Source organism: Bacteroides luti (assembly GCF_900128905.1).
Lineage (GTDB): Bacteria > Bacteroidota > Bacteroidia > Bacteroidales > Bacteroidaceae > Bacteroides > Bacteroides luti.
In genome coordinates this window covers 203,662-226,727 of record NZ_FQTV01000004.1, presented here as the reverse complement: position 1 = coordinate 226,727, position 23,066 = coordinate 203,662, and the positions used below count along the sequence as shown (strand labels likewise).

Genomic DNA, 23,066 nt, shown 5'->3' with positions numbered 1-23,066 from the left:
CTAAATTAAGGAAAGTATGAGTCTAATTTATTGCACCCTCTTTTTGTTCAGATGCTGTAAAAGAATGCAGATAGTTATTTCTTCTTTTATATTTAAGGCTTATATGTTTTATTGATTTATTTTAGCCTGTTCAACTTTTCAGTGATAATATTCTTATAAACCTCTTTCATATCATTCGGCAAAAATGAATTATCTATAAAAACCAACCATTTAGGTAAAGCTTTCTCAAACTTGCCGAAGATGTTTTCAATAATTTTATCTTCAAGCTCCGAAGCCTTGAAAGCCTTTATAAAATCCTCTTTCTTTAACTTCTTTTTCTTCCCATTCAGATTTAAGGCCAGTTCTTCTGTATCTTCGGGCATAACCAAAGCGGTTGAAAGCATATCGTATCCGGGAGTTAATGAATAAACCCCTTTAGAGGTGCTATACAAGGAGAAATTTTTTAGATGCATGTCAGCATTTCCTGTGATCCATGAAAACAGAACCTGCTCCCAGAAATTAATAACATCAAGTTTGGCAATATTTGAATATTTGAATATAACCTTTGCTATCTGTTCATAAGATCCCTTGTATTTGTACTCAGTCAACCGTTCAGATAACTGACACATATCCTCCATGGGAAATTTTCCTCCATTCTTATCTCTGTCAATCCTTTTGGTTATATAGCACAGCTCACCATCCTTAAATCGTATAAGTGAATGAGGCACCACTTTTATTTTTGCTATTTCGGCCAGATGCATTGTTAAATCCTCCACTTCAGGAAGATTTCTGTATTGTTCCGTTTGAGGTTTAAGTATAAACCGTCCCCATAATCCTACAATAGTAAGTCGTTCAGATTCACCTTTCCGGGTGTTGTCTATGTCTACAGATAATTTAGCCTGCACTCCGGTCAATATTGTTTTACTCCTTACTACCTGTTCTCCCAATGTTACAAGATCTTTGCGATCATAAGGAAGAACTGGCGCCGTAGCTGTTCCGAATATCTTTTTCGAGCAGGCCGGATGGAAGTCGTTACCTTCTTCAGTTTCTTTATAACAATACAAGCACTTTCCCATAAATTATTCCTCCTCCTCAATTGGTATAACGCTAACAGCACCAATGCAATCTTTACAGCAGGCCATTAATAAAGACATCCGGTCGCGCTGACTTATTTTCCAGCTACGTTCGGCTATACCAAGCAACCAACCTTCAGGAATCAGTCCGTCAAAAAATGGAAAGAGCACACTATTATGATAAGGCTTATTCGTCAGAGGTAAAGTAAGACTTATAGCTTCAGCGTCTTCCTGTTTCAGATAACTGTCGTCATAACAGAACGTAAATCCATTCTCGTCCTCGGTTAGTATACCAGCCAGCTGACTATGTATTTGTATTTTTGCCTGCTTCATACACCAAAGTTATCTTTATTCATAGGCACAACACCCACTTCGGAACCAAAAAGATTCAGAATCTGATTTACTTTATCAAGGCGTAAAGACTGCTTTCCTCGTTCCAATTCACGTACAAAACGAAGTCCTACACCCGATTTCTCCGATAAATCAACTTGCGTAAGATTATACTGTTTACGCATCTGTTTTACATATTCAGAAAGAGATAGATATTCCATATTATACCCGTTTGGGTACAAATATAGAAATAAAAAGATAGATTGTACCCTTTTGGGTATAATTTTATGATTTTATGGGTTGTTTGTACCTGATTGGGTATAAAATAAGGTTTTTAAATACTGATAGAATACTGTTTGACCACTATTTATCTGATAGTTTGTTTTGTTCCAATGCTCCCTTTCTTATAATGCAGACAGCATTTTCATAAGGTGCACTTGTTTTCTGCCAGTAATTTAAAAGAGATTGTCTGGCTATTTTTAATTCTTCTTTGCTGTAAGCATTATATAAAGCACTCGGGGAACTAAAATAGCGATGCTCTCCAGTCTCTTTTAATTCTAAATGAATAACCCTTTTTCCTTCCATGATGCAAATATAGCAGAAGTATTTTTATAGATAAAAAATAATACTTTTTTATTGATATTTTATCCATAAAATATTATTATATGATATAAAAAATACTATATTTGTATTGTTGAATTAATAAAAATAGTTATGGTATACACAATAGATGGCAAATTACAATCTGAGAATTCTTCTATACGAACAATCTCAATTTCTAATCAGAATAGGACTAAGTGGTTAACTAATATGCCAGTGCTTGGCTGGACAGATAATCCTCACCTTGCACTTGTATTTGAAAGTGAAGATGATGCGATATGCTTTGAAGAGTCTGAAGAAGTTAAGGACTTTCTGGAGGATGAACTCGAAGAATTGGTATGGAGTAATACATTTGAGACCATTTATCAGTAATACATTAATTAAAAAATAATAATACTATGACAGACTACAGCACCTGCAAGGAAAGAGATGCTTTTGATCAGACAATCTACGATCTAGTAAACGAATATTTGCAAGACTCTTCTTTCTATCCTGATAATGCATACCTTGCAATAAATACCGCTTTAAAAGAAATAGAAATTGGTGCATTACAGGAATTTGATGCCAATTGGAAAATGTATCCTATTGAAGAGCTACTCCGTTAAAATGAAGATAAGACAGCGAAAGAAGTTGATATTGATGCGACCTTTGATATTGCTTCCGAATATTTCTTTGTTAGATAAAAAGGCTGTATTTTTTGTTATATAAGCATGACCTATAAGTCTTGAATCATGCCAGACGTTCATTCCAAAGAAACACGAAGTTACAATATGTCTATGATTAAAGGCAAGAACACTAAGCCCGAGATGATAGTACGCAAGTATCTTTTTAGCAAAGGATTCCGCTATCGTGTGAATGTGAAAGAACTGCCTGGAAAGCCGGATATCGTTTTGCGTAAATACAGGACAGTGATTTTTATAAATGGATGCTTTTGGCATGGACACGAAGGTTGCAAATACTTTGTTATGCCTAAAACACGAACAGAGTGGTGGAGTGCTAAGATTGATAAGAATATTGCCCGTGACAATATTGAAAAGATTCTGCTCCGTAAGAATGGCTGGCATGTAATGGTTCTTTGGGAATGTCAGCTAAAACCAAAGAAGCGCGAAGGTACTTTGAGCGAGGTTGTTTTATTGTTAGAAAAGACATTGCTTGAACTTTACAAAAAGTAAATCCATTTAATGAGTCTTTTTTATATGTTACTCGGTTTATTTAAAAGATTTATTTTTTATATATTTATCAAAAAGCTTTTTATATATTTGTAAATGATTTGAAAATAAGTAATCATTTTTAGCGAACTAATATTTCAGTATTCATGTAATGTTGATTCGTGTTTTTTTTATTTTAACTAAAGAGAATCGTATATCATATAATGGCTTAAACAGTTTGGAACCTAGTGGCATGGAGAAGCTAAGCCGGAGGATTTAGAAGTATAATTAATAGATTCGTTATAGTAATCTGTTGATTTGAAATAAAGGAATAAATTATTTTATTCAATAATAATTAATGAAATCAGAAATTAGAAAAATTCGTTTTATAGATTTATTTGCTGGAGCAGGGGGATTATCCGAAGGTTTTATCAGGCAAGGGTTTGAACCTGTTGCACACGTAGAAATGGATAATGCAGCATGTAATACTTTACTTACCAGAACAGCATATCATTATCTCAAGCAAACAGAGCAGTTTAATGTCTATATAGATTATTTGAAAAGTCGTATTACCAGAACAAAATTATATTCTTATTTACCAGAAGAACTTAAAGAATCCGTTATTAATTTAGCTATAGGAAAAGAGAATAATGAACAGATATTTTCTCGAATAGATAAGTTGAAAGGAAATGAACCAATTGATCTGATTGTTGGCGGACCACCATGTCAGGCATATTCATTAATAGGTAGAGCAGCAGACAAAAATAAGATGAAAGAGGATGAACGCAATTTCTTATATGTTCAGTATGGTGAGTTTTTAAGGAAATATCAACCCAAGTACTTTGTTTTTGAAAATGTAATTGGTCTTTTATCTGCGAAAGCAGATGAAGGTGAAAGATATCTGGATAGGCTTATAGAATTATATAGAGAAATTGGTTACGAAACGGAATTTAAAATACTTCATGCTAGTGATTTTGGCGTTTTGCAAAAAAGGAAAAGAGTAATTCTTATAGGGAAGAAAGGAATGGAAACAGGTTTTTATCCAGAATTTGTACCTCATAAATCAGATGTACTTGTTGAAGAGATATTCAAAGGATTACCATCTCTGAAAGCAGGAGAAGGAAATCTTCTATCAACAGATTACATTACCCATGAAAAATCGGGATATCTCTTTGATAAGAAAATAAGAAATGAGCTTGATTTTACAACATTGCATATTGCGCGTCCAAACAATGAACAGGATAAAGAAATTTATAGAATTGCAGTAAATAAGTGGAATTCTAAAAAAGAAAGACTAGATTACAATGATTTGCCTGACAGATTAAAAACTCATAAAAACAGACATTCATTTTTTGATAGGTTTAAAGTCGTAGCATCAGACTTACCTGCAAACCATACTGTTGTAGCCCATATTGCCAAGGATGGACACTATTATATTCATCCCGATATTAAGCAGAATCGTTCTTTAACACCTCGTGAAGCAGCTCGTCTGCAGTCTTTTCCTGATGATTTTTATTTTGAAGGTCAGACCGAAAAGCCAAGCAGAACATCAGCATTTAAACAAATAGGGAACGCAGTTCCAGTATTATTGGCAGAAGAAATAGCAATCAAAATTAAAGAATTATTATGTCAGAAATTCTAAAAGAAAAGCATTTTAATCCCAAAGCTCATATTCTTACGTTGCTTGGTGATGAGTTGATAAAGAATCCTGTTATGGCAATTTATGAACTAGTGAAGAATAGCTATGATGCTGATGCAACAAAGGTAGATGTTAGATTCAGAGATATTGAAGATACTGATAAAGCAGTAATTATTATTGAAGATGATGGCATTGGAATGACTTCTGAAGTCATTGAGAATGTTTGGCTAGAACCTGGTACAGATTTTAAAAAACCCTACAATAAGGAAACAGGTAAAAGAGAAATAATAAAATCTCCTATATATAAGAGAGTACCGATGGGTGAAAAGGGAGTTGGACGATTTGCTGTACATAAATTAAGTAGTCAGATTTTATTGATAACACGCCCAACAATTATTGTTTTTAAAGAAAATTCAAGAGAAATTGAAAATACTTATTTAGCAGATTATGAAATTCAACTCTTTATAGATTGGCTAGACTTTAACCAATCTATACATCTTTCGGATGTTCCTATAAAATGGAAAATTAAAAAAGACAGTGATACATTTAGATTTAAAAATAGTAGTGGGACATATATCCGTTTAAGTAACCTAAAAGAGGCTTGGACAAGGGGAATGGCAAGGGAAATAAAAGGGCAAACACTTTCCATGCTATCACCGAGAATGGGTGATAATAATTTTAAAATAAATCTGAATTTTGATAATAATTGGATTGAGAACTTCCCTGATAATCAAACTATAATAAATGAAGCACCTTATAAAGTAACGGCTTTTGTTGACTCGGAATATAATTTGACATTTGAGTATGTTTTTTCTTTAAAAAATAACACAAAAATCGGGAAGAGAACTATTAAGGAAGATAAATCTTATAATAGAAATATAAAAGGTTTTATTAGACCAATAATAAGAAAAAACCTAGAAACAGAAGGTTATGACAAGAATTCTATTGAAAAAAAACTTGAAGAATTTGATTCGATTAATACATTGTTGCCTTTTGGTGATTTGTTTATTGAATTTTATTCATTTGATTTAGATACTTTATCAATGCGAGATTATTCGAGTGATATTGCCGCTACGAAAAGAATATTGAAAGAACATGCTGGTATAAAAGTCTATAAAGGTGATCTTAGAGTTTATGATTATGGAGAAAAAGGAAATGATTGGCTTGGTATTGATTTAGAGCGTGTTCAAAATACTGAATGGTTTTCTAATAATCAGAATATTGGATATGTATATTTAGATTCAAATAATTCTAATTGTTTAATTGAAAAAACTAATAGGGAAGGCTTTATTAGAAACAATTCATATGATATTTTCTATACAGTTGTCAAATGGATATTATCTGAGATCAAAACAACGAGATTAGTAGATAGAAGTAAATGGATACAGTTTAATAAAAAATCTTCAAACAACTTATTTGACGAAAAAGTTAATAATTTTAAAAGTATAATCAATAATATAGATTTGAATGATGCTGATAAAAGAAAATTCTTACTTGAAGAGGTTGAGAGACTTGAACAAAAATATGAAGACGATAAAAAAGTACTATTAATACCTGCTGGTGTAGGTATGACTGCATCATTTGCACTTCATGAAATTGAAAAATTAGTACCACGAATGCAAAACTCTGTAAAGCAAACTCCATTTTCAAAGGATATTATTATTGACCAAGTAGAAGAGTTAAAACAATATGTTGATGGTATAATATCTGTTTTAAGAAAAGGGGGTGAAACACCTATTAATGTAAAAGATGTTGTAGAAAAAGCATTTAGCAATTATAGAATGAAATTAGCCGATAGAAAAATTAACTATTTAATAAATATTGATACTTTAATAAACAATCTTTCTTGTGAAAGGAGACTATTAATTACGGTGTTAATGAATATTATTGATAATAGTATTTATTGGTTAGACACTTCATATAAAGACAATAAATTAATACTGTTAAAAGGCCTGCTAATTGATGGTAAAACGACACTAGTTATCGCAGATAATGGCCCTGGATTTAAAGATGATATTTCAGACTTAATTAGACCTTTTTTTACTAGAAAAGTAGATGGTATTGGAATTGGGCTATATTTGATTGATACGATAATGTTGAAATATGGTAAGTTTGAAATAGTACAGGATATTAATGAAAAAAGTCAGCTTGGAATTCCAGCAGAATATGATGGCGCTATTGTTAAACTTACTTTTAATAAATAACTTATGATTAATAAGCTTGAACCAACTGTTGTAATAATAGATGATGTAAAAGAAGAAATCCAAGGCATCATTGATGATTTGTCTGAAAAAGGCGTAGGCTGTAAATTTTTTAATCCCGATTACTCTGAAGGTGATGATATGCCAACTAAGACATACTCAGATGTAAATATTCTTTTTTTAGATCTTTTTTATTCAGGTAATTTTGATGCTGAACAATCTTGTAATTGGGTGAGATCAATAATACCTAAAAACTCATTTTATATAATTGTTTTCTGGACAAAAGATATAAGTAGAGCAAGTGAAGTTCTTATTTTACTTAAAGAAAGGGATATACCTCCTTTTAAATATTTTGTTGAATCTAAATCAGAATATATTGTTGGAGGAGCGTATAATTTTAAATCTTTATTAAAAAAAATAAATGATGCGTGTGATAATTCTCCTGCACTAGAAGAAATTATTATCTGGAAAAAAGCTCTTAAACTTACAGCTAATGAAGTTATCGGTCATTTGATTAATAATGATGAAGATGCAGAAATAATAAAAAAAATAATTATTTCTCATGGTGGTAATTCAACAAAAGCATTTTCTGATATCCAAAAAAGAATTGTTTTGTTTGATGCTTTAGATATTGTGTTAACTTCAAATACCAGAAAGAATATTTCGGGGGCTATTAGTGATATTAATGCAGACACTATATATAAACTTGAAAATATTGCAACATTAGAACCTGATAAAAAACTTAATAGCTGGTTCCATTTCAAGTTAATTAGTTCTATTTCTAACGATTTAATATTGTCAGGACTTATAAGTGATTTTAAGGATAAAGGTTTAATTGATACATATTCAATATTGGATGATAAACATATAAAAGAGTATTTATCAAAACAAACAGATAGTCGTATAAAGTTAAAACCATGTGTAATGGTTTTAACACGACCTTGCGACATAGCGCAAGATAAATTTGGAAAGAATATCAAATTGTTAAGTGGAGTTAGAATAGTTAACCCAAATCGAAAAAACAATGTAAGTAAGGAATTTAAAGGAGGCTCATCAAAACTTGATTCTATCAAAATCTATGATCATTTATATTTCTCTAAAGATGAAACTGATTGCACATTAATTTTTGATTATAGATATTCCTTTTCATTACCTAAAGAACAGTTTATTTCTAAATTTGATAATGTGAAAATATTTAATAAAGAATTGTTGTCAGAGATACAGGTTGAGTATAGTAGTTATTCAAGTAGATTAGGGATTACTCAAATAATATGATAGCTAATCTCACATATTATATTTCCGAAGAAACCCCGCCGAAAGCTAATGCTATGATCAATACGTTCAGAGCGTTTGGCTACAACTTGCAAACAGCCATTGCTGACATTATTGATAATAGCATTTCGGCTAAAGCCGGCAATGTTTGGATTGATTATGTTTGGGATGGGACAAATTCTTGGGTAACTATACTTGATGATGGGGAAGGAATGAGTCGCTGTTCTCTTGTAAACGCTATGACTCCTGGCAGTAAAGATCCGAACGACGAAAGAGATGAAAATGATTTAGGAAGATTTGGGCTTGGCCTTAAAACTTCTTCATTCTCTCAGTGCAAGATTTTGACTGTTGCCTCAAAAGCAGAGGATCATGTCATATTAAAAAGATGCTGGGACTTAGATTTTGTAAATCAGACTGGAAAATGGTCATTACTTGATTATATATCTGATGAAAGTTTTCTGGATAAACTTTCTGAAATGAAATCAGGAACATTAGTCTTATGGCAAAACCTTGATAGGCTTGTAGGCAACTCTCACAAAGATAATGATGCAGCCCGTAATGTGTTTCTTGAAGAGTTTGCACTTGTTGAGGAGCACTTGGGATTAGTGTTTCATAGATATCTCCAGAAAAATAAGCTGAAAATATTTATAAATGGAATTCAGATACAACCATGGGACCCATTTATGAAAGAAGAATATGGTGGACAGCTTATTTGTACAGAAGTGCTGGATGCAAATAATGTAACTATTAAATGTTACGTTTTGCCTCATATTTCAAATATAGATGTTGAAGCCAGAAAAAAAGCCAAAACTGATGACTGGTATAAGTTGCAGGGGTTTTACATCTATAGAAATGAGAGACTTCTGCTTTATGGTGATTGGTTAGGTCTGTTCCCTAAAAATGAACATTATAAGAATGCCAGGATTTTAATTGATATTCCAAACAAACTTGACCATCTTTGGAAGATAGATATTAAGAAAGCTACTGCTACACCTTCAGTTTCTATACGGAAAGACTTAGTTCGTTTAGGCAAAATGACACGACTTGCAGCTGCAAATGTTTATCGGTTCAGAGGAAACCAGATTATGTTAGATGATTCAATTACCAGTTTTGATTTTCAGTCTGTTTGGAAAGCGTCGAAGTTGAGAGACGGTTCAGTTAAGTATTATATTAATCAGGATCATCCTATTATAGCACGTTTATTTAATTCTGATAATATAGATAAAAGTGATTTGAAAATGCTTCTGAATCTTATTGGGAACTCAACTCCTATTGAATCTATTATTCAAAATTATAGCGAAAATCCTGAAAGTTTTGAATTGAGATCAGAAAACTCAGAACTCGAAGAAGGAACTATTTCACTTGCCAGACTTATGTTTGACTCATTGCTTCAAACTGGTCTTAGTCATGATTTTGCTCTTAAGCAGATTTTTCATATTCAGCCTTTTAATGAATATCCCCAGTTAATAGAATACCTTAAATAGAATTTTATGATTGAAAATGCCAGAAACATTGCTCACATTTTGCTTGCCAAGTATAATCGGAAAGATATTACAATTGAAACAATAGTTGAAGAAGTTGATAATATCTACTTAATGCCGGCATTTAAAGATATTAATAAAGAAGAACTTATATCTTTACTTGTCGGAGATTTTGAGATTCATGCTAAGGAAGCGACTCTTCTTGTAGCAGAAGATATTAAGCCTTGGTTGTACGAAGAAAAATCAAAAATTAAGCCTGAATTGTGGAATCGGTACAGGATCTATATGAATCAAAAAGATTCATCTTTTCCACTTGGTAATCTGGATGATATTACGGATAAGATCTTGGATAAATGCGTAAATCCAAAAACTAAGGGACGTTGGGACAGGCGTGGAATGGTCGTTGGTAATGTTCAATCAGGAAAAACCGCAAATTATACCGGACTAATAAATAAAGCTACAGATGCCGGCTACAAATTGATTATTGTGATTGCTGGGATTCACAATAGTTTGAGAGCACAAACACAATATAGAATTGATGAGGGATTTATTGGAAGAGACAGTTCTGATTTTATATTGAAAAAGAGAAATAACAAAATAGGTGTTGGCCTAATAAAGGCAGACACTGAAATCTATTCATATACTTCTACAGATAATAAAGGTGATTTTAATCGGGCAACTGCTACAAGATTAAATGTGCCAATAGGTGGTAAAAGTCCGACTGTTTTAGTAATCAAGAAGAATAAAAGTATCCTGGAGAATCTTATTTTATGGCTTTATAATTTTGCTAACGAAGATTTAAATGGAGATAAAAAGATTTTCGATGTACCATTACTTGTGATTGATGATGAAGCTGATAATGCTTCTGTTAATTCCGGGACAGAAATAGATATCAAAACAATAAACAGATTAATCCGAACTTTACTTAATCTGTTTAATCAGAATACATTTATTGGCTATACTGCAACACCTTATGCTAATATATTTATTCCTACAGAATGGAGTGAAGAATTGGAGACTATGGTTAAGGATGTAAGACTAAAAGTGGGAGAAGATCTATTTCCTCGAGATTTTATTGTGAACATTCCACCGCCTTCCAATTATATTGGAGCTGTAAAGGTTTTTGGTTATGAAAATAATGAAACAGGTGAAGATTTCAAGGGGTTAGATATTATCCGTTTAGCAAATGATCAGGAACCTTATTTCCCACTTAGATTAAATAGTATAAATAAGAATGAATTGCCAGATGCGGTTCCTTCAAGTTTAAAAAGAGCTATTAAATCATTTATACTTACTTGTGCTATCCGTAGACTTAGAGGACAGGAAAATAAGCATAATTCGATGTTAGTTCACGTTGCTTTGTATGTGACATGGATTGACAGAGTTGCCTGGTTAGTAAATGAAATAGTCAGAGATTATAAATTGCAAATCCGTTCTGGTCAGGGACCATTGATTGAAGAACTTAAATCACTCTTTATTGAAGATTTTGTACCTACTACAGATAATATTATTGAGAACCTTTCTTACAAAGATTATAAAATAAAAAAACACGAATGGGATGAAGTTAAAGATGTTTTGATCGATGCGGTTATGAAAATAGAAGTTCGTGCAGTTCATGGAACGAAGAATACGCGGAATCTCGAATTTCACAATATAGAAGACATTAATTATAATGATTATGATAATGGAATGTCGGTAATTGCTGTAGGTGGTAATAGATTAGCCCGTGGAATTACACTTGAAGGCTTATCAGTAAGTTATTATCTCAGAACTACAAGGCTTTATGACTCTCTGATGCAAATGGGCAGATGGTTTGGCTTTCGGCCTGGATATGTAGATTTGTGCAGACTTTATACAACTGAACAACTTATAAACTGGTACAGACATGTAACTCTGGCAACAGAAGAAATGCGTGCTGATTTCGATGAAATGTCAGCTCAGAATAAACGACCTGTAGATTATCAGTTGAAGGTCAGAACTCATCCGGAAATGGTAGCTATAAATAGGTTAAGCATTACCAGTGCCTATAAAATGCGTGATACGGAAAAAATAGCTGTAAGCTATTCCGGTAAAACAATTCAAACTTATATTTTTGAAAAAAATAAATCTGTAGTTCTGAATAATTACAAGAGTTTTAATTCTTTATTAACGAAGTTTATGACTCCGGACCGAGAAGAACCCAATACACTTTTGTGGAGGAATATAAACTCAGATTTAGTAGTTGATTTCATAGCATCTTACAAGCAAAACTATTTCAATGATAGTGTTTTGTGTAGCTATATTGAGAAGCAAAGGAAAGATGGTAAACTATTGAAATGGTCAGTAGCAGTCATCTTGAATTCTCAGAGCAATGTATCAGCGGGCGGAATATTGAATGGTTTACCTGTCAAAATGCATACTTTTATTTGGGCTAATGGTAAAGCAGACGGTGGACTTCCTGCTCGTAATTTTCAAGATAATATAAATACATTAATAGTTGCGGGTGGTAAGAATTCAATTCTGGATAAAAGGGCGAGAATGGTTGATTTAAATCTTCAGGTTTTAAATCCGACTGAGGATATTATTAAATCGAGAAGAAATGAATTAGAAACTCCATTATTAGTTTTATATCCATTTGATCCACGTATCTCTGACCAGCTGGATAGCGAATGTCCTTTGGTGGGTTATGGTGTTTTGTTTCCAACTTTTCAAAATGAAGTTAAAGTGGAATATGTTGCCCGTCAGATAGCATTTGATGATGAAGATTCTCAGGTAGATGATGACACAGATCCAGATGATGAGTAGATTAAAAGAAATATATGAAAAACAAGCTTCTTCAATAAAGAATGAAGTTGTAAGAGAGAAAGTTGAGAGCGTTTCTGGAGTAAATTGTTATATAGGGACTATATCTTTTTCTAAAGCAAAGATTTTTTTACTGGAATTAGATGCATCTCTTTCTGTTCATGCTAATTATTTGATGCGTTTTGTTGGCGTGGAGATTCAAATCTTACCAGTGAACAAGGCTAAAAAAGAATTAGCTATCATTCTGCTTGAAAATGAGCTTTCTGATATTTTTATTCTCTTTATAGAAGATATAATAAACTCATTGACATCTGTGAAAAATGAAGAAGATGCTATTCTTGTAATATCAAAAAAGATTGGTTATTGGAAGAAACTATTTAGTAAATTTACTGGAGGATTATTGACCCCACAACAACAACGTGGGTTATTTGGTGAATTGTATTTTCTAAGATTATTACTTGAAAATCTTAATAACAAAGAAAAAATTGTTAAAGGTTGGCAAGCCCCTACTGGTTCTAATCAGGACTTTTATTACAATGGAATAGCTATTGAAGTGAAAACGTCTAAATCTAATAATCCATCAATAAAAATATCTAATGAGTTACAGCTGGATACTACTGGACTAATCAATTTGTACCTGGCATTTTATAAATTAAATGAATATCCCGGAAATCAGAATTCACTTTCTGGATTAATAACTATTATAAGAAATCTGTTAAGCAAAGATTATGAATTGTTGTCAGAATTTAATGATAAACTAGAAAGTCTTGGAATTGATTCAGAAACAGAAGCAGAATACAGCAACATTTCTTATAGTATTAGAGATGAAAAGTATTATAAGGTGGTTTCAGGATTTCCACAAATAACTAAGGCTACTATTGATAACTCAATATTCAATGTGTCCTATGAAATAAATCCTATTGGATGTTTTGATTATGAGTATAATATTAATTCAATAATAAGCGAAATTAAGAATGGCAATATCTGATTCTAAAAGTAATACGGATTTTGAATTGAACTTATTTATTCAGAATCTGTACCATGAAGTACAGTCTCTTACATATTCTGATGATGAAGGAGACTCAAAAGAGAATAAGTTTACAGAATATGTGATGGATATTCTTGCTGATGCAGGTGAAACTGAAGGTGTACGATTATGCCCATATATAAAAGAAAATAAATATGAAAATATACAATTTAAAATTAATGGATATGCATTAGAAGAAGGATATGAAAATATTGACATATTTATATCACATTATATTGATACAAATGAATTATACAGAGTTTCAAAAGTAGATTTTGATAAGCTGATAAAATGGTCAACTGGCTTCGTTAATGCTGGCCTGAAAGGATATTTAGATGAAATTGAACCATCTTCAGAAGCTTATGGTCTTGCTAAAATTCTTAGTCAGCAAAGAAAGGAAATAATCAGAGTCAGGATATACCTTTTGTCTAATGGCGAAATACCTCATGATACGCCTAAAGATTTTAGATTGAAAAGTCTTGAAGAAATACTGGTTCGGTTTGAAGTCTGGGATATTGAACGTTTACACCGCTTGGCACAATCGAAAGGGAACAGAGAACCTATTGAAATAGATTTTGAAGAGATGATGAATACTTCTATTCCTTGTCTTGAAATGCCTGTTAAAAATGAGTTGTATGAATGTTATTTAGCTATAGTTCCTGGTTTAATTCTTTCAACCCTCTATCAAAATTATGGCACCCGGCTTTTAGAGAGCAATGTTAGGGCTTTCTTACAGCAAACAGGAAAAGTAAACCAAGGAATTAGGGATACGATAAGAAGAGAACCTCAGATGTTTCTTACTTACAATAATGGACTTGCAACTACTGCACAGGAGGTTAAAACAAAAATGTCCGATAATGGTCATCTGGTTATTACTTCTATTAAAGATTTTCAGATTGTAAATGGTGGGCAGACTACAGCATCTTTATTTCATACGTCAAGAAAATATAAAGAAGCTGATATCTCAAATGTGTTTGTTCAGATGAAGCTTACTGTGATTAAAGATGAAGAGAAGAAAAACGAGACTGTTCCTTTAATTTCCAGATATGCAAATAGCCAGAATAAGGTTACAGAACTCGACTTGTCTTCAAATAATCTTTTTTTGCAGAGGCTGGAAGAATTATCAAGGACCACTTATGCAATAAATACAGAAGATCACAGCAAGCAAACAATCTGGTTTTTCGAAAGAGTTTCAGGGCAATATAAGGAAGCATTAAATAAAGAACCGACAAAAAGTAAACAAGAGGCTTTTAAATTTAAATTTCCTAAGAATCAGGTATTAATTAAATCAGATGTTGCAAAGTATGTAAATATCTGGAAGCAGCAACCATACCATGTATCAAAAGGTTCTCAGAAAAACTATATTAACTTTTTGCGCGAGATTGACAAAGAGTATAAGAATAAAAAAGTCAACAGGGTTTATTGGGAAGATGTAGTAGCAAATGCAATTTTATTTCAGGGAACAGATAAATTGTTTGGGAGAAAAAATAAAGATGCAATTGGTGATACAAATATAAAGTCTCATACTGTTGGTTATGCATTATCTTATTTTCATTATGTTACAGAAAACAAGCTTGATCTTGGAGAAATCTGGAAAAATCAAATGATAGAAGATGATTTGCTTTTTGAACTGAAAAAGCTGATTGTTTCTGTCTATAATTTTTTTACAGATCTTGATGTTGCATTAATAAGTGAAGCTGCTAAAAGTGAGAAAACATGGAATAAATTGAAAGAGGAGATCCGGAATCCGATGAATATGAAGATTGTAGAAAAATACTTTATTTCAGAAGATAGATACAAATCAAGATATGAATCAAATATTGACGAAATAAAAGAAGCTGCACAATATAATTCTCTTCAGATAATTGCAGAGCAAGGACTTCGTTTCTGGGATGGTTTATGTTTGTATATGCTTAAACAAGAGTGTCTCTCATCTGTACAACAAAATTATGTTTATACTATCAGAAAGAAATTAAAATGGGATGGTGAATTAACACCTAATGAAATTGAAAAAGGGAAACAGATTGTAGAATTATTATCTAGTAAAGGCGTTGATTTTGATGATATCAGGAAGTTGAGTAAATTGAATGATGAGTTATCTGATCCTTCAATTATTTATAATAGAATTAAGCTTATCGATAATGATACATGGAAAAGGGTAATTGCAATAGGTGAGCAAACGGGCAAATTGAATGATAATGAGATTAGTGTAATAAAAGTAGCTGTTGAGAGACTAAAGAAGCAGGAAACTATAGATTTAAGTAGATTGACTATAGTAAATGCTGCTTTAGACAAGGTTAGAAAATATGGTTTAAGTGTTTGATGTATTACATAAGAATTGGTGTTCTACTCAATCACTTTATGCAATATCCCCTCAAACAACGCCTTGTATTTTCTGGGAGTATACTTACATTTATATAAAGTGTAAATTAGATCAGAATATTCTTTTTGGTATAATTTACACACAACCTTCAGATTATCAACTTTTTTTGTGAAGCATTCTATAGTTGAGCTTGTATAGCCATAGTCGGGAACAACAGTTGTATCTTTATGGAAGAAGAAGGGCGTCTTGCCATCGGGGGTAAATCCTATTTCTATTTTAGACTTAAAAACATAGGATTTAGCTTCACCCTCTGCCGGATTTTTTCCGTGGCAGGGATTTAATTCTGTAGAACGTTCCTGTGAGGTGGTAAAGGTTGTAAGTATACAATCTACACCATCATTGTATAAAACAATAGCAAACTTCTCTTTTTTCACAATTCCAAGGTCAAATTCACCGTGAAGAATGTTGCCGGGAGTAAACATCTTAGCACTTTTCTATTTGTGCTCTGAACATCATAGTCTCTTTGGCGCCTTTGTAATTTGAAAGCTTTAGTTTATCGTAGGATATAATCCGGGTAAAATCAAGAGAGTAATCGGATGTAGTATTTGAAGCATCAAAGTTTATGTGGTTCTCTTTTTTTGCAATATCCCATAAAGTACCTTCTTTATGAGTCAGTTTGACTAAGTCCTTAGAAGTCATGTGCCCGAATTTAGTAATTACACGCTCAATAATTTCAAGGTCATAATCACTGAATTCGCTGTCGTCAAAGCTTACTTTGGGCTTAATAATTGTGCCATCAGCCTTTTTACTTTTTTCTATATAGCTATCAAAAATATTTGGTTCTTCCTGAATAAAGTATGTTTCTGGTGCAACAGGCCCGTATTGCCAGGCTTTATAATCAAGCCAGGTAATAGGAATACCTCCATCTTTTACAGCTTCTTCATCTATTAAATAAAGGAGCTTTATAAGCTTTGTATGGTATAAAGGTTTTAATCTGCCAGCTAATAATACTATCAGATTTCCTATTTTATCCTTATTTACTTGAATGCCTAAACACATAATCTTAGCTTTTGCTCCATAGCCTTATAACAAGGCTAAGGTTCAGGTTGTTTATATTTCTATGCAAAGATAAACATTTTATTAATACAGGCTCAGTTTCTTTATTATAAATTGTAATTTATAAATCCTTTTGTTTTGAAATAGTTTTCCTATCTCTCACTCCCTCGCCAATCAACCAATAACCCCTTGAAAATCAACAATTCCCCCTAGGTGAAAGACACAAAATTATCCCTCACCAATCCCTCTTGGGTGAAGCTACCTATGTTTTGCATTATGGAAATCGTCCGATGAATATACGTTGGAAGTTCAAAACGACTATGCCTGCTTTACTTTGGGATTTTGCAGGGAAATTAGCTGTTGGATAATTGAAAGTATTTGCTTGAAGTTAGTATCGTTCTTAAAAAGTAATTTTCAAGAATGAGATTGTAGAATGTTCTGTTTTAATCAATGGATACGAAATTAAAATGGAGTAGGTTTTAATAAAATAACCATTAATAGCGGCACTCTATAAGAACACCGCTATTAATGATTTTCAAATACTGGCTATCTAAAAGAAGATCTTATCTATATAAGTGAAAACTAAATAAATAAATATAGCCAAGACTAAAATCTTATATTCTTTATATAGAGATTTTATCTGTTTGCTGTCACCTGTAAAATTCTTCACCTTAAATAAGTCTAAAACAGTCCAAATAATTCCAACAAAGAATAATATAAGAAAAATCCAATTTTTTATCATAATATAATTTTTTTAGTCAGTCATACACATCGCAAAATCAGCAATAGTTAACCCCCATCCTACATAAGGAACTGCTTTTTCTAAAGCTAATTTAGCAATTTGTTTTGCAGCTCTCTTAACTCCACTCTTAAATAGATTTCTTACTCCTATAGCTTCTAGAACGCATCCTCCGATAGTACTTCTTGTAGAGATTTGATTTGCTGTTTTCTGATAGTCCATCATTGCCAAACCAGCCATGGCTATTCTAGGATCATTTTTATCAATAAACATTGAATCAACATCTACTCCATTTTCTTGAAGCATGTTTCTTGAATAGACAATAAGTTCTTGAACAGACCTATCAATAGTTTTATTATCAGATTCTAAGTGCTTTTGTATTTACTGTATTATAATTACTCAATACTTCGGTAAATAATTAATTAACTATCTCAAAAACAATGAGTTATATTAACAAGGGTTAGCATAAAAGAATTGGTCAAGTAGCTGATTATCAGTAACTTTAAGTATTCAAAGCTTAGTTACGATGAATATATCAGATGCACTTGACCAATATAGGGATATCTGCGGTGATGTCTTAAAAAGATATACTGCGAAGTTAAACAAAAGTTTTAAAACCGTCTTTATCGAGACATTACTTTTATACATGGTAATACCAAGAAAGATCAATTTCACCCGGTTGGGCCGCTACGGGACGCATTGTGAACAATGTTTCCGGCAGAACTTCACAAAGAAGTTTGATTGGCTTTCATACAACCTGCTTATGGCTGATAGGATATTTGACAAGCTTGATCGTAAGGCTATTGCCATTGATCCGAGCTATATCTCCAAATCAGGCAAACGCACTCCCTGGATTGGTTATTTCTGGTCGGGCTGTGCCGGACAGGTTAAAAGAGGACTTGAAATTATGGGCATCGGGTTGATCGATATTGATAAACATGACTGCATGATGCTTAGGGCTGTGCAATCTGCCGATACGGTAACCTTAGCCAACCGGGGCGCAACCTTGAATGATTGGTACCTGAAAGTGATTGAGCAATACAAAGAGCAACTATTACCTGTTTCCAAGTATATAGTAGCCGATGCCTATTTTTCCAAATTCTCTTTCACTCAAGGGCTCCACGATTTGGGCTTCCATCTGGTAAGTCGTCTGCGGGATGATTCCAACCTACTCTATCTTTATCAGGGAGAGAAGACCGGAAAGAAAGGACGCCCCAAAACATTCGATGGCAAGATTGATGTGAGCAATCCGGATCACAGCCGGATGGAGAAACTGGATATTTACGAAGAAGAGGGAGAACTCTATACCTTGATTGCTCATTCAAAAGCATTGAAGCGAAATATACGGTTGGTGATATGGATCACACCTAAAGGAGCACATAAACTCTATTTCTCTACTGACACAGAAATGAGTGGAAAAGATGTCATCCAATTTTACCGAACAAGGTTTCAGGTCGAATTTTGCTTTAGGGATAGCAAGCAGTTCACTGGCCTGTGTCACTCCCAGGCAAGGGATATCAACCGGTTGGATTTTGCATTCAACGCATCAATGACCGCCGTGAATGCGGCAAAAGTAATGATGAAGGAGAATGGAATACCATTTTCTATGGATACACTTAAGAACCTGATGTACAACACATATATACTCAAAAGATTTTTTGAGCTGTCTGGGTTTAAGCCGAACAGAAAGATAAATGCTAAGCTTGTCAAAGAACTAATTGATATAGCCACCTATAGGGCAGCATGAATATCGTAAAAACTATATGATTTTATAACGAACCATTGATATTTGAAAAAGTGTATTTCTTCCTGCTCATTTTTAAACCCTGTTTTTAATACGTACTCTTTTAGTTGAGCTATCTTGCTTAAGATAAGTTCAATTGCTTTTTCATAGAAAACTAAAACATTGCCATGCTCGTCTTTCAACTCCTTTATTTCTTCTTCTAAATCACCTATTATTTTTTTAAAATTTTCTGTCATTGATTTATTTGCTTTCAATATTAGAATTTGACACAGTACGTCCACTTATTATACCTGACTACATCACTAAATTCTTTTTGATGACACATAAAGTCTCGGTTTAGTTATATATAAGACTTCCGATGGCTTTGCAGAGCCATCGGAAGTCAGAACTACCACCACATATTTACGGCTGTTTTCTATCTTCGTTTTTCCAATAACGAATACCACACTCCAAAAACTTTTTGAACTCATCTTTTGACATATATCCTGAAACTGGTGTATTTATCACTTTTTCATCAGGAGTTACCAACACATAATGAGGTTGCGAATTATTGTTGAAATTGATTTGCTGGAATAGAGACCATTTATCACCTATTGTTTTTATCTTTTTTTTCTGCCCATAGCCTAAGTCAATGGAGGCTTGCTCCTTTTGAGGTAATTCTTCCCTGTCGTCAACGTATAGTGAAGCAAGCACTACATCATTTTGAAGAATTGGCAATACATCAGACTGGCTCCACACAAATTCTTCCATTTTTCGGCAATTCTCACAACCATACCCGGTAAAATCTATCAATACAGGCTTACCTTCTTTTTTAGCCAGTTCAATTGCTTTGAAATAATCGTGTGCTGGCTTCAACCCTAAAATGCCGTCTTTCTCATTTTTGTAAAGGCTTACATTCATGGGGGGCAAAATGCCGCTTAGCGTTGTCAGTCTTGGTTTTTCAGAGGGCAATAATCCGGGAATTAAATACATGACAAATCCAATTCCTACGACACCTAATATTTTCCGGGAAATGGAAATCTTAGGTTTTTTGTCATCGTGTGGAAATCTTATTCTCCCGAATAAATACAATACCAAACCAACCGTCACCAAAATCCACAACCCTATAAAAATTTCTCTTTTTAATAAGAATGTTTTGGAAACCAAGTCCGCTTTTGAAAGAAATTTTAACGCTAAAGCAACTTCGATAAAACCTAATACTACTTTTACTGTATTCATCCAACCGCCGGATTTTGGCAATGACTGAAGTGCCTGTGGAAACAATGCCAACAACCCGAAAACAATCGCCCATGCCAGCCCAAAACCTGCTAAGGCAAAAGTTAGTAATACCGGAACATTTTTGGCACTGGAGGCGACCCCTCCTAACAAACTGCCCAAAATGGGGCCAGTGCAGGAGAACGAAACAATCACCAAGGTAAGAGCCATGAAGAAAATCCCGACTAAGCCGCCAGCTTCTTCGGCTTTTACAGACTTATTAGCAATCCAGTTTGGGAGGGTTATTTCATAATATCCGAAAAAGCTAAGTGCAAAGAACAAGAAAATTGCAAAGAAAAACAGGTTTAGCCAAATGTTGGTAGAGATGTTGTTGAAAACATTTCCACTGATACCATCAAGGATGTAAAATGGAATGCTTAGTGCAACAAAAATGAGCAGAATAAACACCCCATACAAAATGGCATTTCTTTTGCCTTTAGCCCTGTTCGCAGCACCTTTAATAAAGAAAGAAACGGTAAGCGGAATCATTGGGAAAACACAGGGTGTTAAAAGAGCAATCAATCCACCCAAGAAACCTAAAATAAATACCAATCCGTTACCGGAATCTTCTTTTACCTGTTCAGTGCCACAGTTTACCAGTGGTTTTTTAAAATCCAGCGAAGCTACTTTAAGGCTATTTCCAGAACTATTTGAAGCTGCTTTATTCTCTATTAACTGCTTCTCCGGCAAAGTAGTACTGCCAATCTCTTGTTCAAACTCTAATGTGTTCGGAGCCAAACAAATCCTGTCATTACATACCTGAAAAGTAATTTCAGAAGATATTTTCTTGTTTCCATTTGGGTCTTTTAAGCCAAATTTCTGGACGAATCTGACTGAATCGGAATAATATACAATTTGAACTCCAAAGGCTTCACTGAACGTCTCTACTTTTTTTCCAACTTCCATCACGTTCCCGGTAACCTCCGCATTTTCGGAAGTAATTTTCATTGATGTTGGAATACCGCTATCCTTTGGAAGATCTTTGGAATATAAATGCCAGCCTTTTCAATTTTGGCTGAAAGAACTGCCTCGTATTCATCGTTAGCAACCTTGTTAACGTGATATTGCCAGTTTACCGCCTGTTTGATTTGGGCATGAATATTCATAACTGGGAGCAACAAAAGCACCCAAAACCATTTTTTCATGATATTGTTCGTTTTAAACGCCTGAAATTCATTGAAGACAAACTATTCAGGCAAAGTGTATTTTGTTATCGTCCGTCCGGCTCGAAATCCAATGAAACAGAGTTCATACAATAACGCTTATGTGTAGGTGCAGGCCCATCATCGAAAATATGTCCGAGATGAGAATTGCAGCGACCACATTCTACCTCAATTCGGTGCATTCCATAGGAGTTGTCATTTTTATATACTACGCTCTCTTTTCGTACCGGCTCGAAGAAACTTGGCCACCCACAACTGCTTGCAAACTTGGCGTCAGAACGAAACAGCTTATTTCCACATACCGCACAGTAGTAGGTGCCTTTTGTTTCGCTATCCCAATATTTACCTGTGAATGCCTGCTCCGTAGCTTGTTCCCTTGCCACTGCATAAAGGTTGTGGGGCAATATTTTCTTCCATTCTGCATTGCTCACATTGAGGTGTGTGGTATCTGTTCGCGAGTAATAAGGATTGTTCATCTTCGCTTGATCTTTCATAGAACCCTTTTGCTGGGCATTGCTGTGGCAACTGGTAAACGACAGTACAAATGCCACCATTGTAACTATTAAGTATTTCATTGTCTTATTTTTAGATGTCTATTATTCCTGTTTCAGTTTGCCTTTGAATACCTTCCTGAATTTGTCCAATTTGGGCTTAATCACTCGCTGGCAATAAGGAGCCGACATATTATTGTCATAATAATTCTGATGATAATCTTCTGCCTTATAAAACATTCCATAAGGAGTTACTTCTGTAACAATCTTTTTATTGTAAGCCTTCTCCTCGTTCAATTTCCTGATATAATAATCTGCCAGTTTCTTCTGCTCTTCATTATGATAAAAGATAGCTGAACGGTATTGCGTTCCAATGTCATCTCCCTGTCGATTTAGCTGTGTAGGGTCATGGGCAACGAAAAAAGCTGCAAGCAACTGGTCATAAGAAATTTTTGACGGGTCATAAACAATGTTGCAAGCCTCGGCGTGTCCTGTTGTTCCGGTACATACTTGTTTATAGGTGGGATTTGCAACCGTGCCTCCTGTATATCCTGACGTTACCGAAATTACTCCATCCAGTTGTTTAAACTGTTCTTCTACACACCAGAAGCATCCGGCGGCAAACGTTGCTGTTTCTGTTTTCTTGTTCATTTCATTGCTTGCTTTCTTCATGTTTGAACCTTTTTTTGATTGGGCTTGAGCAAAGGACAATGACGGTAGTAGCATTATCAGGAAAATCCATCCCCCGATGTGCCGTGAAATATT

23 protein-coding genes are annotated in these 23,066 nt (G+C 33.7%); 11 read left to right on the top strand and 12 right to left on the bottom strand.

The window, feature by feature from the left end; genetic code table 11:
- Positions 1-116 precede the first annotated feature (116 nt).
- From BUC21_RS05370 to BUC21_RS05355, 4 genes are all read right to left on the bottom strand, one after another.
- Positions 117-1,055, bottom strand: coding sequence for a HipA domain-containing protein (locus tag BUC21_RS05370; protein ID WP_073399971.1), 939 nt, complete (start codon positions 1,053-1,055; stop codon positions 117-119).
- 3 nt (positions 1,056-1,058) lie between these two features.
- Complete coding sequence (locus BUC21_RS05365; protein WP_073399969.1) at positions 1,059-1,385, bottom strand: HipA N-terminal domain-containing protein; 327 nt, start codon at positions 1,383-1,385, stop codon at positions 1,059-1,061.
- Positions 1,382-1,603 carry a helix-turn-helix transcriptional regulator gene (locus BUC21_RS05360; protein ID WP_073399967.1) on the bottom strand — a complete coding sequence of 74 codons (222 nt, stop codon included), beginning with the start codon at positions 1,601-1,603 and terminating at the stop codon, positions 1,382-1,384. Before BUC21_RS05360 ends, BUC21_RS05365 begins: the two co-directional genes overlap by 4 nt.
- Before the next feature lie 142 nt (positions 1,604-1,745).
- On the bottom strand, positions 1,746-1,967 hold the full coding sequence (locus BUC21_RS05355; protein ID WP_073399965.1) for a hypothetical protein: 222 nt from the start codon (positions 1,965-1,967) through the stop codon (positions 1,746-1,748).
- Positions 1,968-2,096: 129 nt separating this feature from the next.
- Between BUC21_RS05355 and BUC21_RS05350 the strand changes: the two genes are divergently transcribed.
- The 10 genes from BUC21_RS05350 (at position 2,097) to BUC21_RS05305 (ending at position 15,854) form a co-directional block, all read left to right on the top strand.
- Positions 2,097-2,354, top strand: coding sequence for a hypothetical protein (locus BUC21_RS05350; protein ID WP_073399963.1), 258 nt, complete (start codon positions 2,097-2,099; stop codon positions 2,352-2,354).
- Between the two features lie 26 nt (positions 2,355-2,380).
- Positions 2,381-2,587, top strand: coding sequence for a hypothetical protein (locus BUC21_RS05345; RefSeq protein ID WP_073399961.1), 207 nt, complete (start codon positions 2,381-2,383; stop codon positions 2,585-2,587).
- Between the two features lie 126 nt (positions 2,588-2,713).
- Positions 2,714-3,154, top strand: coding sequence for a very short patch repair endonuclease (locus BUC21_RS05340; protein ID WP_073399959.1), 441 nt, complete (start codon positions 2,714-2,716; stop codon positions 3,152-3,154).
- A gap of 334 nt (positions 3,155-3,488) precedes the next feature.
- Complete coding sequence (locus tag BUC21_RS05335) at positions 3,489-4,772, top strand: DNA cytosine methyltransferase (RefSeq protein ID WP_073399957.1); 1,284 nt, start codon at positions 3,489-3,491, stop codon at positions 4,770-4,772.
- Positions 4,757-6,973: an ATP-binding protein gene (locus BUC21_RS05330; RefSeq protein WP_073399955.1), complete on the top strand. Its 2,217-nt coding sequence runs from the start codon at positions 4,757-4,759 to the stop codon at positions 6,971-6,973. The genes BUC21_RS05335 and BUC21_RS05330 overlap by 16 nt, the downstream gene beginning before the upstream one ends.
- Positions 6,974-6,976: 3 nt before the next feature.
- On the top strand, positions 6,977-8,245 hold the full coding sequence (locus BUC21_RS05325) for a hypothetical protein (protein WP_073399953.1): 1,269 nt from the start codon (positions 6,977-6,979) through the stop codon (positions 8,243-8,245).
- Positions 8,242-9,726, top strand: a complete 1,485-nt coding sequence (locus BUC21_RS05320; protein WP_073399951.1) for an ATP-binding protein — start codon at positions 8,242-8,244, stop codon at positions 9,724-9,726. Before BUC21_RS05325 ends, BUC21_RS05320 begins: the two co-directional genes overlap by 4 nt.
- 6 nt (positions 9,727-9,732) lie before the next feature.
- The gene (locus BUC21_RS05315) at positions 9,733-12,507 is read left to right on the top strand and encodes a Z1 domain-containing protein (RefSeq protein ID WP_073399948.1); all 2,775 of its coding nucleotides are present in this window, start codon (positions 9,733-9,735) and stop codon (positions 12,505-12,507) included.
- Complete coding sequence (locus tag BUC21_RS05310; protein ID WP_175550483.1) at positions 12,497-13,492, top strand: PD-(D/E)XK motif protein; 996 nt, start codon at positions 12,497-12,499, stop codon at positions 13,490-13,492. The genes BUC21_RS05315 and BUC21_RS05310 overlap by 11 nt, the downstream gene beginning before the upstream one ends.
- Positions 13,479-15,854, top strand: a complete 2,376-nt coding sequence (locus tag BUC21_RS05305) for an AIPR family protein (protein ID WP_073399944.1) — start codon at positions 13,479-13,481, stop codon at positions 15,852-15,854. The genes BUC21_RS05310 and BUC21_RS05305 overlap by 14 nt, the downstream gene beginning before the upstream one ends.
- A gap of 23 nt (positions 15,855-15,877) precedes the next feature.
- Here the strand turns inward: BUC21_RS05305 and BUC21_RS05300 are convergent, their stop codons facing one another.
- The 3 genes from BUC21_RS05300 to BUC21_RS05285 all read right to left on the bottom strand — a co-directional run bounded on the left by BUC21_RS05300 (position 15,878) and on the right by BUC21_RS05285 (position 17,955).
- The gene (locus tag BUC21_RS05300; RefSeq protein ID WP_073399942.1) at positions 15,878-16,336 is read right to left on the bottom strand and encodes a hypothetical protein; all 459 of its coding nucleotides are present in this window, start codon (positions 16,334-16,336) and stop codon (positions 15,878-15,880) included.
- A gap of 1 nt (position 16,337) precedes the next feature.
- Positions 16,338-16,913 carry a Panacea domain-containing protein gene (locus tag BUC21_RS05295; protein ID WP_073399940.1) on the bottom strand — a complete coding sequence of 192 codons (576 nt, stop codon included), beginning with the start codon at positions 16,911-16,913 and terminating at the stop codon, positions 16,338-16,340.
- A gap of 751 nt (positions 16,914-17,664) precedes the next feature.
- Complete coding sequence (locus BUC21_RS05285; RefSeq protein WP_073399936.1) at positions 17,665-17,955, bottom strand: hypothetical protein; 291 nt, start codon at positions 17,953-17,955, stop codon at positions 17,665-17,667.
- A 220-nt stretch (positions 17,956-18,175) separates the two neighbouring features.
- Between BUC21_RS05285 and BUC21_RS05280 the strand changes: the two genes are divergently transcribed.
- Complete coding sequence (locus tag BUC21_RS05280; protein ID WP_073399914.1) at positions 18,176-19,396, top strand: transposase; 1,221 nt, start codon at positions 18,176-18,178, stop codon at positions 19,394-19,396.
- Here BUC21_RS05280 and BUC21_RS05275 read toward each other — a convergent pair.
- The 5 genes from BUC21_RS05275 to msrA all read right to left on the bottom strand — a co-directional run bounded on the left by BUC21_RS05275 (position 19,381) and on the right by msrA (position 22,973).
- Entirely contained in the window at positions 19,381-19,629 is a 249-nt protein-coding gene (locus BUC21_RS05275; protein ID WP_139261277.1) for a hypothetical protein, read from the bottom strand. The two genes, BUC21_RS05280 and BUC21_RS05275, sit on opposite strands and share 16 nt — an antisense overlap.
- A gap of 166 nt (positions 19,630-19,795) precedes the next feature.
- Complete coding sequence (locus tag BUC21_RS05270) at positions 19,796-21,595, bottom strand: protein-disulfide reductase DsbD family protein (protein ID WP_217653506.1); 1,800 nt, start codon at positions 21,593-21,595, stop codon at positions 19,796-19,798.
- Positions 21,592-21,792 (bottom strand): hypothetical protein, encoded by a 201-nt coding sequence (locus tag BUC21_RS16510; RefSeq protein ID WP_217653505.1) that lies wholly within the window; start codon positions 21,790-21,792, stop codon positions 21,592-21,594. Before BUC21_RS16510 ends, BUC21_RS05270 begins: the two co-directional genes overlap by 4 nt.
- A gap of 65 nt (positions 21,793-21,857) precedes the next feature.
- A complete protein-coding gene (msrB, locus tag BUC21_RS05265) occupies positions 21,858-22,385 on the bottom strand; it encodes a peptide-methionine (R)-S-oxide reductase MsrB (RefSeq protein ID WP_073399932.1) in 528 nt (175 codons plus the stop codon).
- A 21-nt stretch (positions 22,386-22,406) separates the two neighbouring features.
- Entirely contained in the window at positions 22,407-22,973 is a 567-nt protein-coding gene (gene msrA, locus BUC21_RS05260) for a peptide-methionine (S)-S-oxide reductase MsrA (protein ID WP_217653504.1), read from the bottom strand.
- Between the last annotated feature and the right edge of the window lie 93 nt (positions 22,974-23,066).

What these genes read in the sequence shown, in the direction of transcription:
- BUC21_RS05300 (WP_073399942.1), bottom strand. Translation starts at nt 16,336, where the DNA reads ATGTTTACTCCCGGCAACATTCTTCACGGTGAATTTGACCTTGGAATT.
- BUC21_RS05310 (WP_175550483.1), top strand. Translation starts at nt 12,497, where the DNA reads ATGATGAGTAGATTAAAAGAAATATATGAAAAACAAGCTTCTTCAATA.
- BUC21_RS05305 (WP_073399944.1), top strand. Translation starts at nt 13,479, where the DNA reads ATGGCAATATCTGATTCTAAAAGTAATACGGATTTTGAATTGAACTTA.
- BUC21_RS05355 (WP_073399965.1), bottom strand. Translation starts at nt 1,967, where the DNA reads ATGGAAGGAAAAAGGGTTATTCATTTAGAATTAAAAGAGACTGGAGAG.
- BUC21_RS05315 (WP_073399948.1), top strand. Translation starts at nt 9,733, where the DNA reads ATGATTGAAAATGCCAGAAACATTGCTCACATTTTGCTTGCCAAGTAT.
- BUC21_RS05295 (WP_073399940.1), bottom strand. Translation starts at nt 16,913, where the DNA reads ATGTGTTTAGGCATTCAAGTAAATAAGGATAAAATAGGAAATCTGATA.
- BUC21_RS05330 (WP_073399955.1), top strand. Translation starts at nt 4,757, where the DNA reads ATGTCAGAAATTCTAAAAGAAAAGCATTTTAATCCCAAAGCTCATATT.
- BUC21_RS05325 (WP_073399953.1), top strand. Translation starts at nt 6,977, where the DNA reads ATGATTAATAAGCTTGAACCAACTGTTGTAATAATAGATGATGTAAAA.
- msrB (WP_073399932.1), bottom strand. Translation starts at nt 22,385, where the DNA reads ATGAAATACTTAATAGTTACAATGGTGGCATTTGTACTGTCGTTTACC.
- BUC21_RS05365 (WP_073399969.1), bottom strand. Translation starts at nt 1,385, where the DNA reads ATGAAGCAGGCAAAAATACAAATACATAGTCAGCTGGCTGGTATACTA.
- BUC21_RS05275 (WP_139261277.1), bottom strand. Translation starts at nt 19,629, where the DNA reads ATGACAGAAAATTTTAAAAAAATAATAGGTGATTTAGAAGAAGAAATA.
- BUC21_RS16510 (WP_217653505.1), bottom strand. Translation starts at nt 21,792, where the DNA reads ATGAAAAAATGGTTTTGGGTGCTTTTGTTGCTCCCAGTTATGAATATT.
- BUC21_RS05280 (WP_073399914.1), top strand. Translation starts at nt 18,176, where the DNA reads ATGAATATATCAGATGCACTTGACCAATATAGGGATATCTGCGGTGAT.
- BUC21_RS05335 (WP_073399957.1), top strand. Translation starts at nt 3,489, where the DNA reads ATGAAATCAGAAATTAGAAAAATTCGTTTTATAGATTTATTTGCTGGA.
- BUC21_RS05320 (WP_073399951.1), top strand. Translation starts at nt 8,242, where the DNA reads ATGATAGCTAATCTCACATATTATATTTCCGAAGAAACCCCGCCGAAA.
- BUC21_RS05340 (WP_073399959.1), top strand. Translation starts at nt 2,714, where the DNA reads ATGCCAGACGTTCATTCCAAAGAAACACGAAGTTACAATATGTCTATG.
- BUC21_RS05370 (WP_073399971.1), bottom strand. Translation starts at nt 1,055, where the DNA reads ATGGGAAAGTGCTTGTATTGTTATAAAGAAACTGAAGAAGGTAACGAC.
- BUC21_RS05345 (WP_073399961.1), top strand. Translation starts at nt 2,381, where the DNA reads ATGACAGACTACAGCACCTGCAAGGAAAGAGATGCTTTTGATCAGACA.
- BUC21_RS05350 (WP_073399963.1), top strand. Translation starts at nt 2,097, where the DNA reads ATGGTATACACAATAGATGGCAAATTACAATCTGAGAATTCTTCTATA.
- BUC21_RS05270 (WP_217653506.1), bottom strand. Translation starts at nt 21,595, where the DNA reads ATGAAAATTACTTCCGAAAATGCGGAGGTTACCGGGAACGTGATGGAA.
- BUC21_RS05285 (WP_073399936.1), bottom strand. Translation starts at nt 17,955, where the DNA reads ATGCTTCAAGAAAATGGAGTAGATGTTGATTCAATGTTTATTGATAAA.
- BUC21_RS05360 (WP_073399967.1), bottom strand. Translation starts at nt 1,603, where the DNA reads ATGGAATATCTATCTCTTTCTGAATATGTAAAACAGATGCGTAAACAG.
- msrA (WP_217653504.1), bottom strand. Translation starts at nt 22,973, where the DNA reads ATGAAGAAAGCAAGCAATGAAATGAACAAGAAAACAGAAACAGCAACG.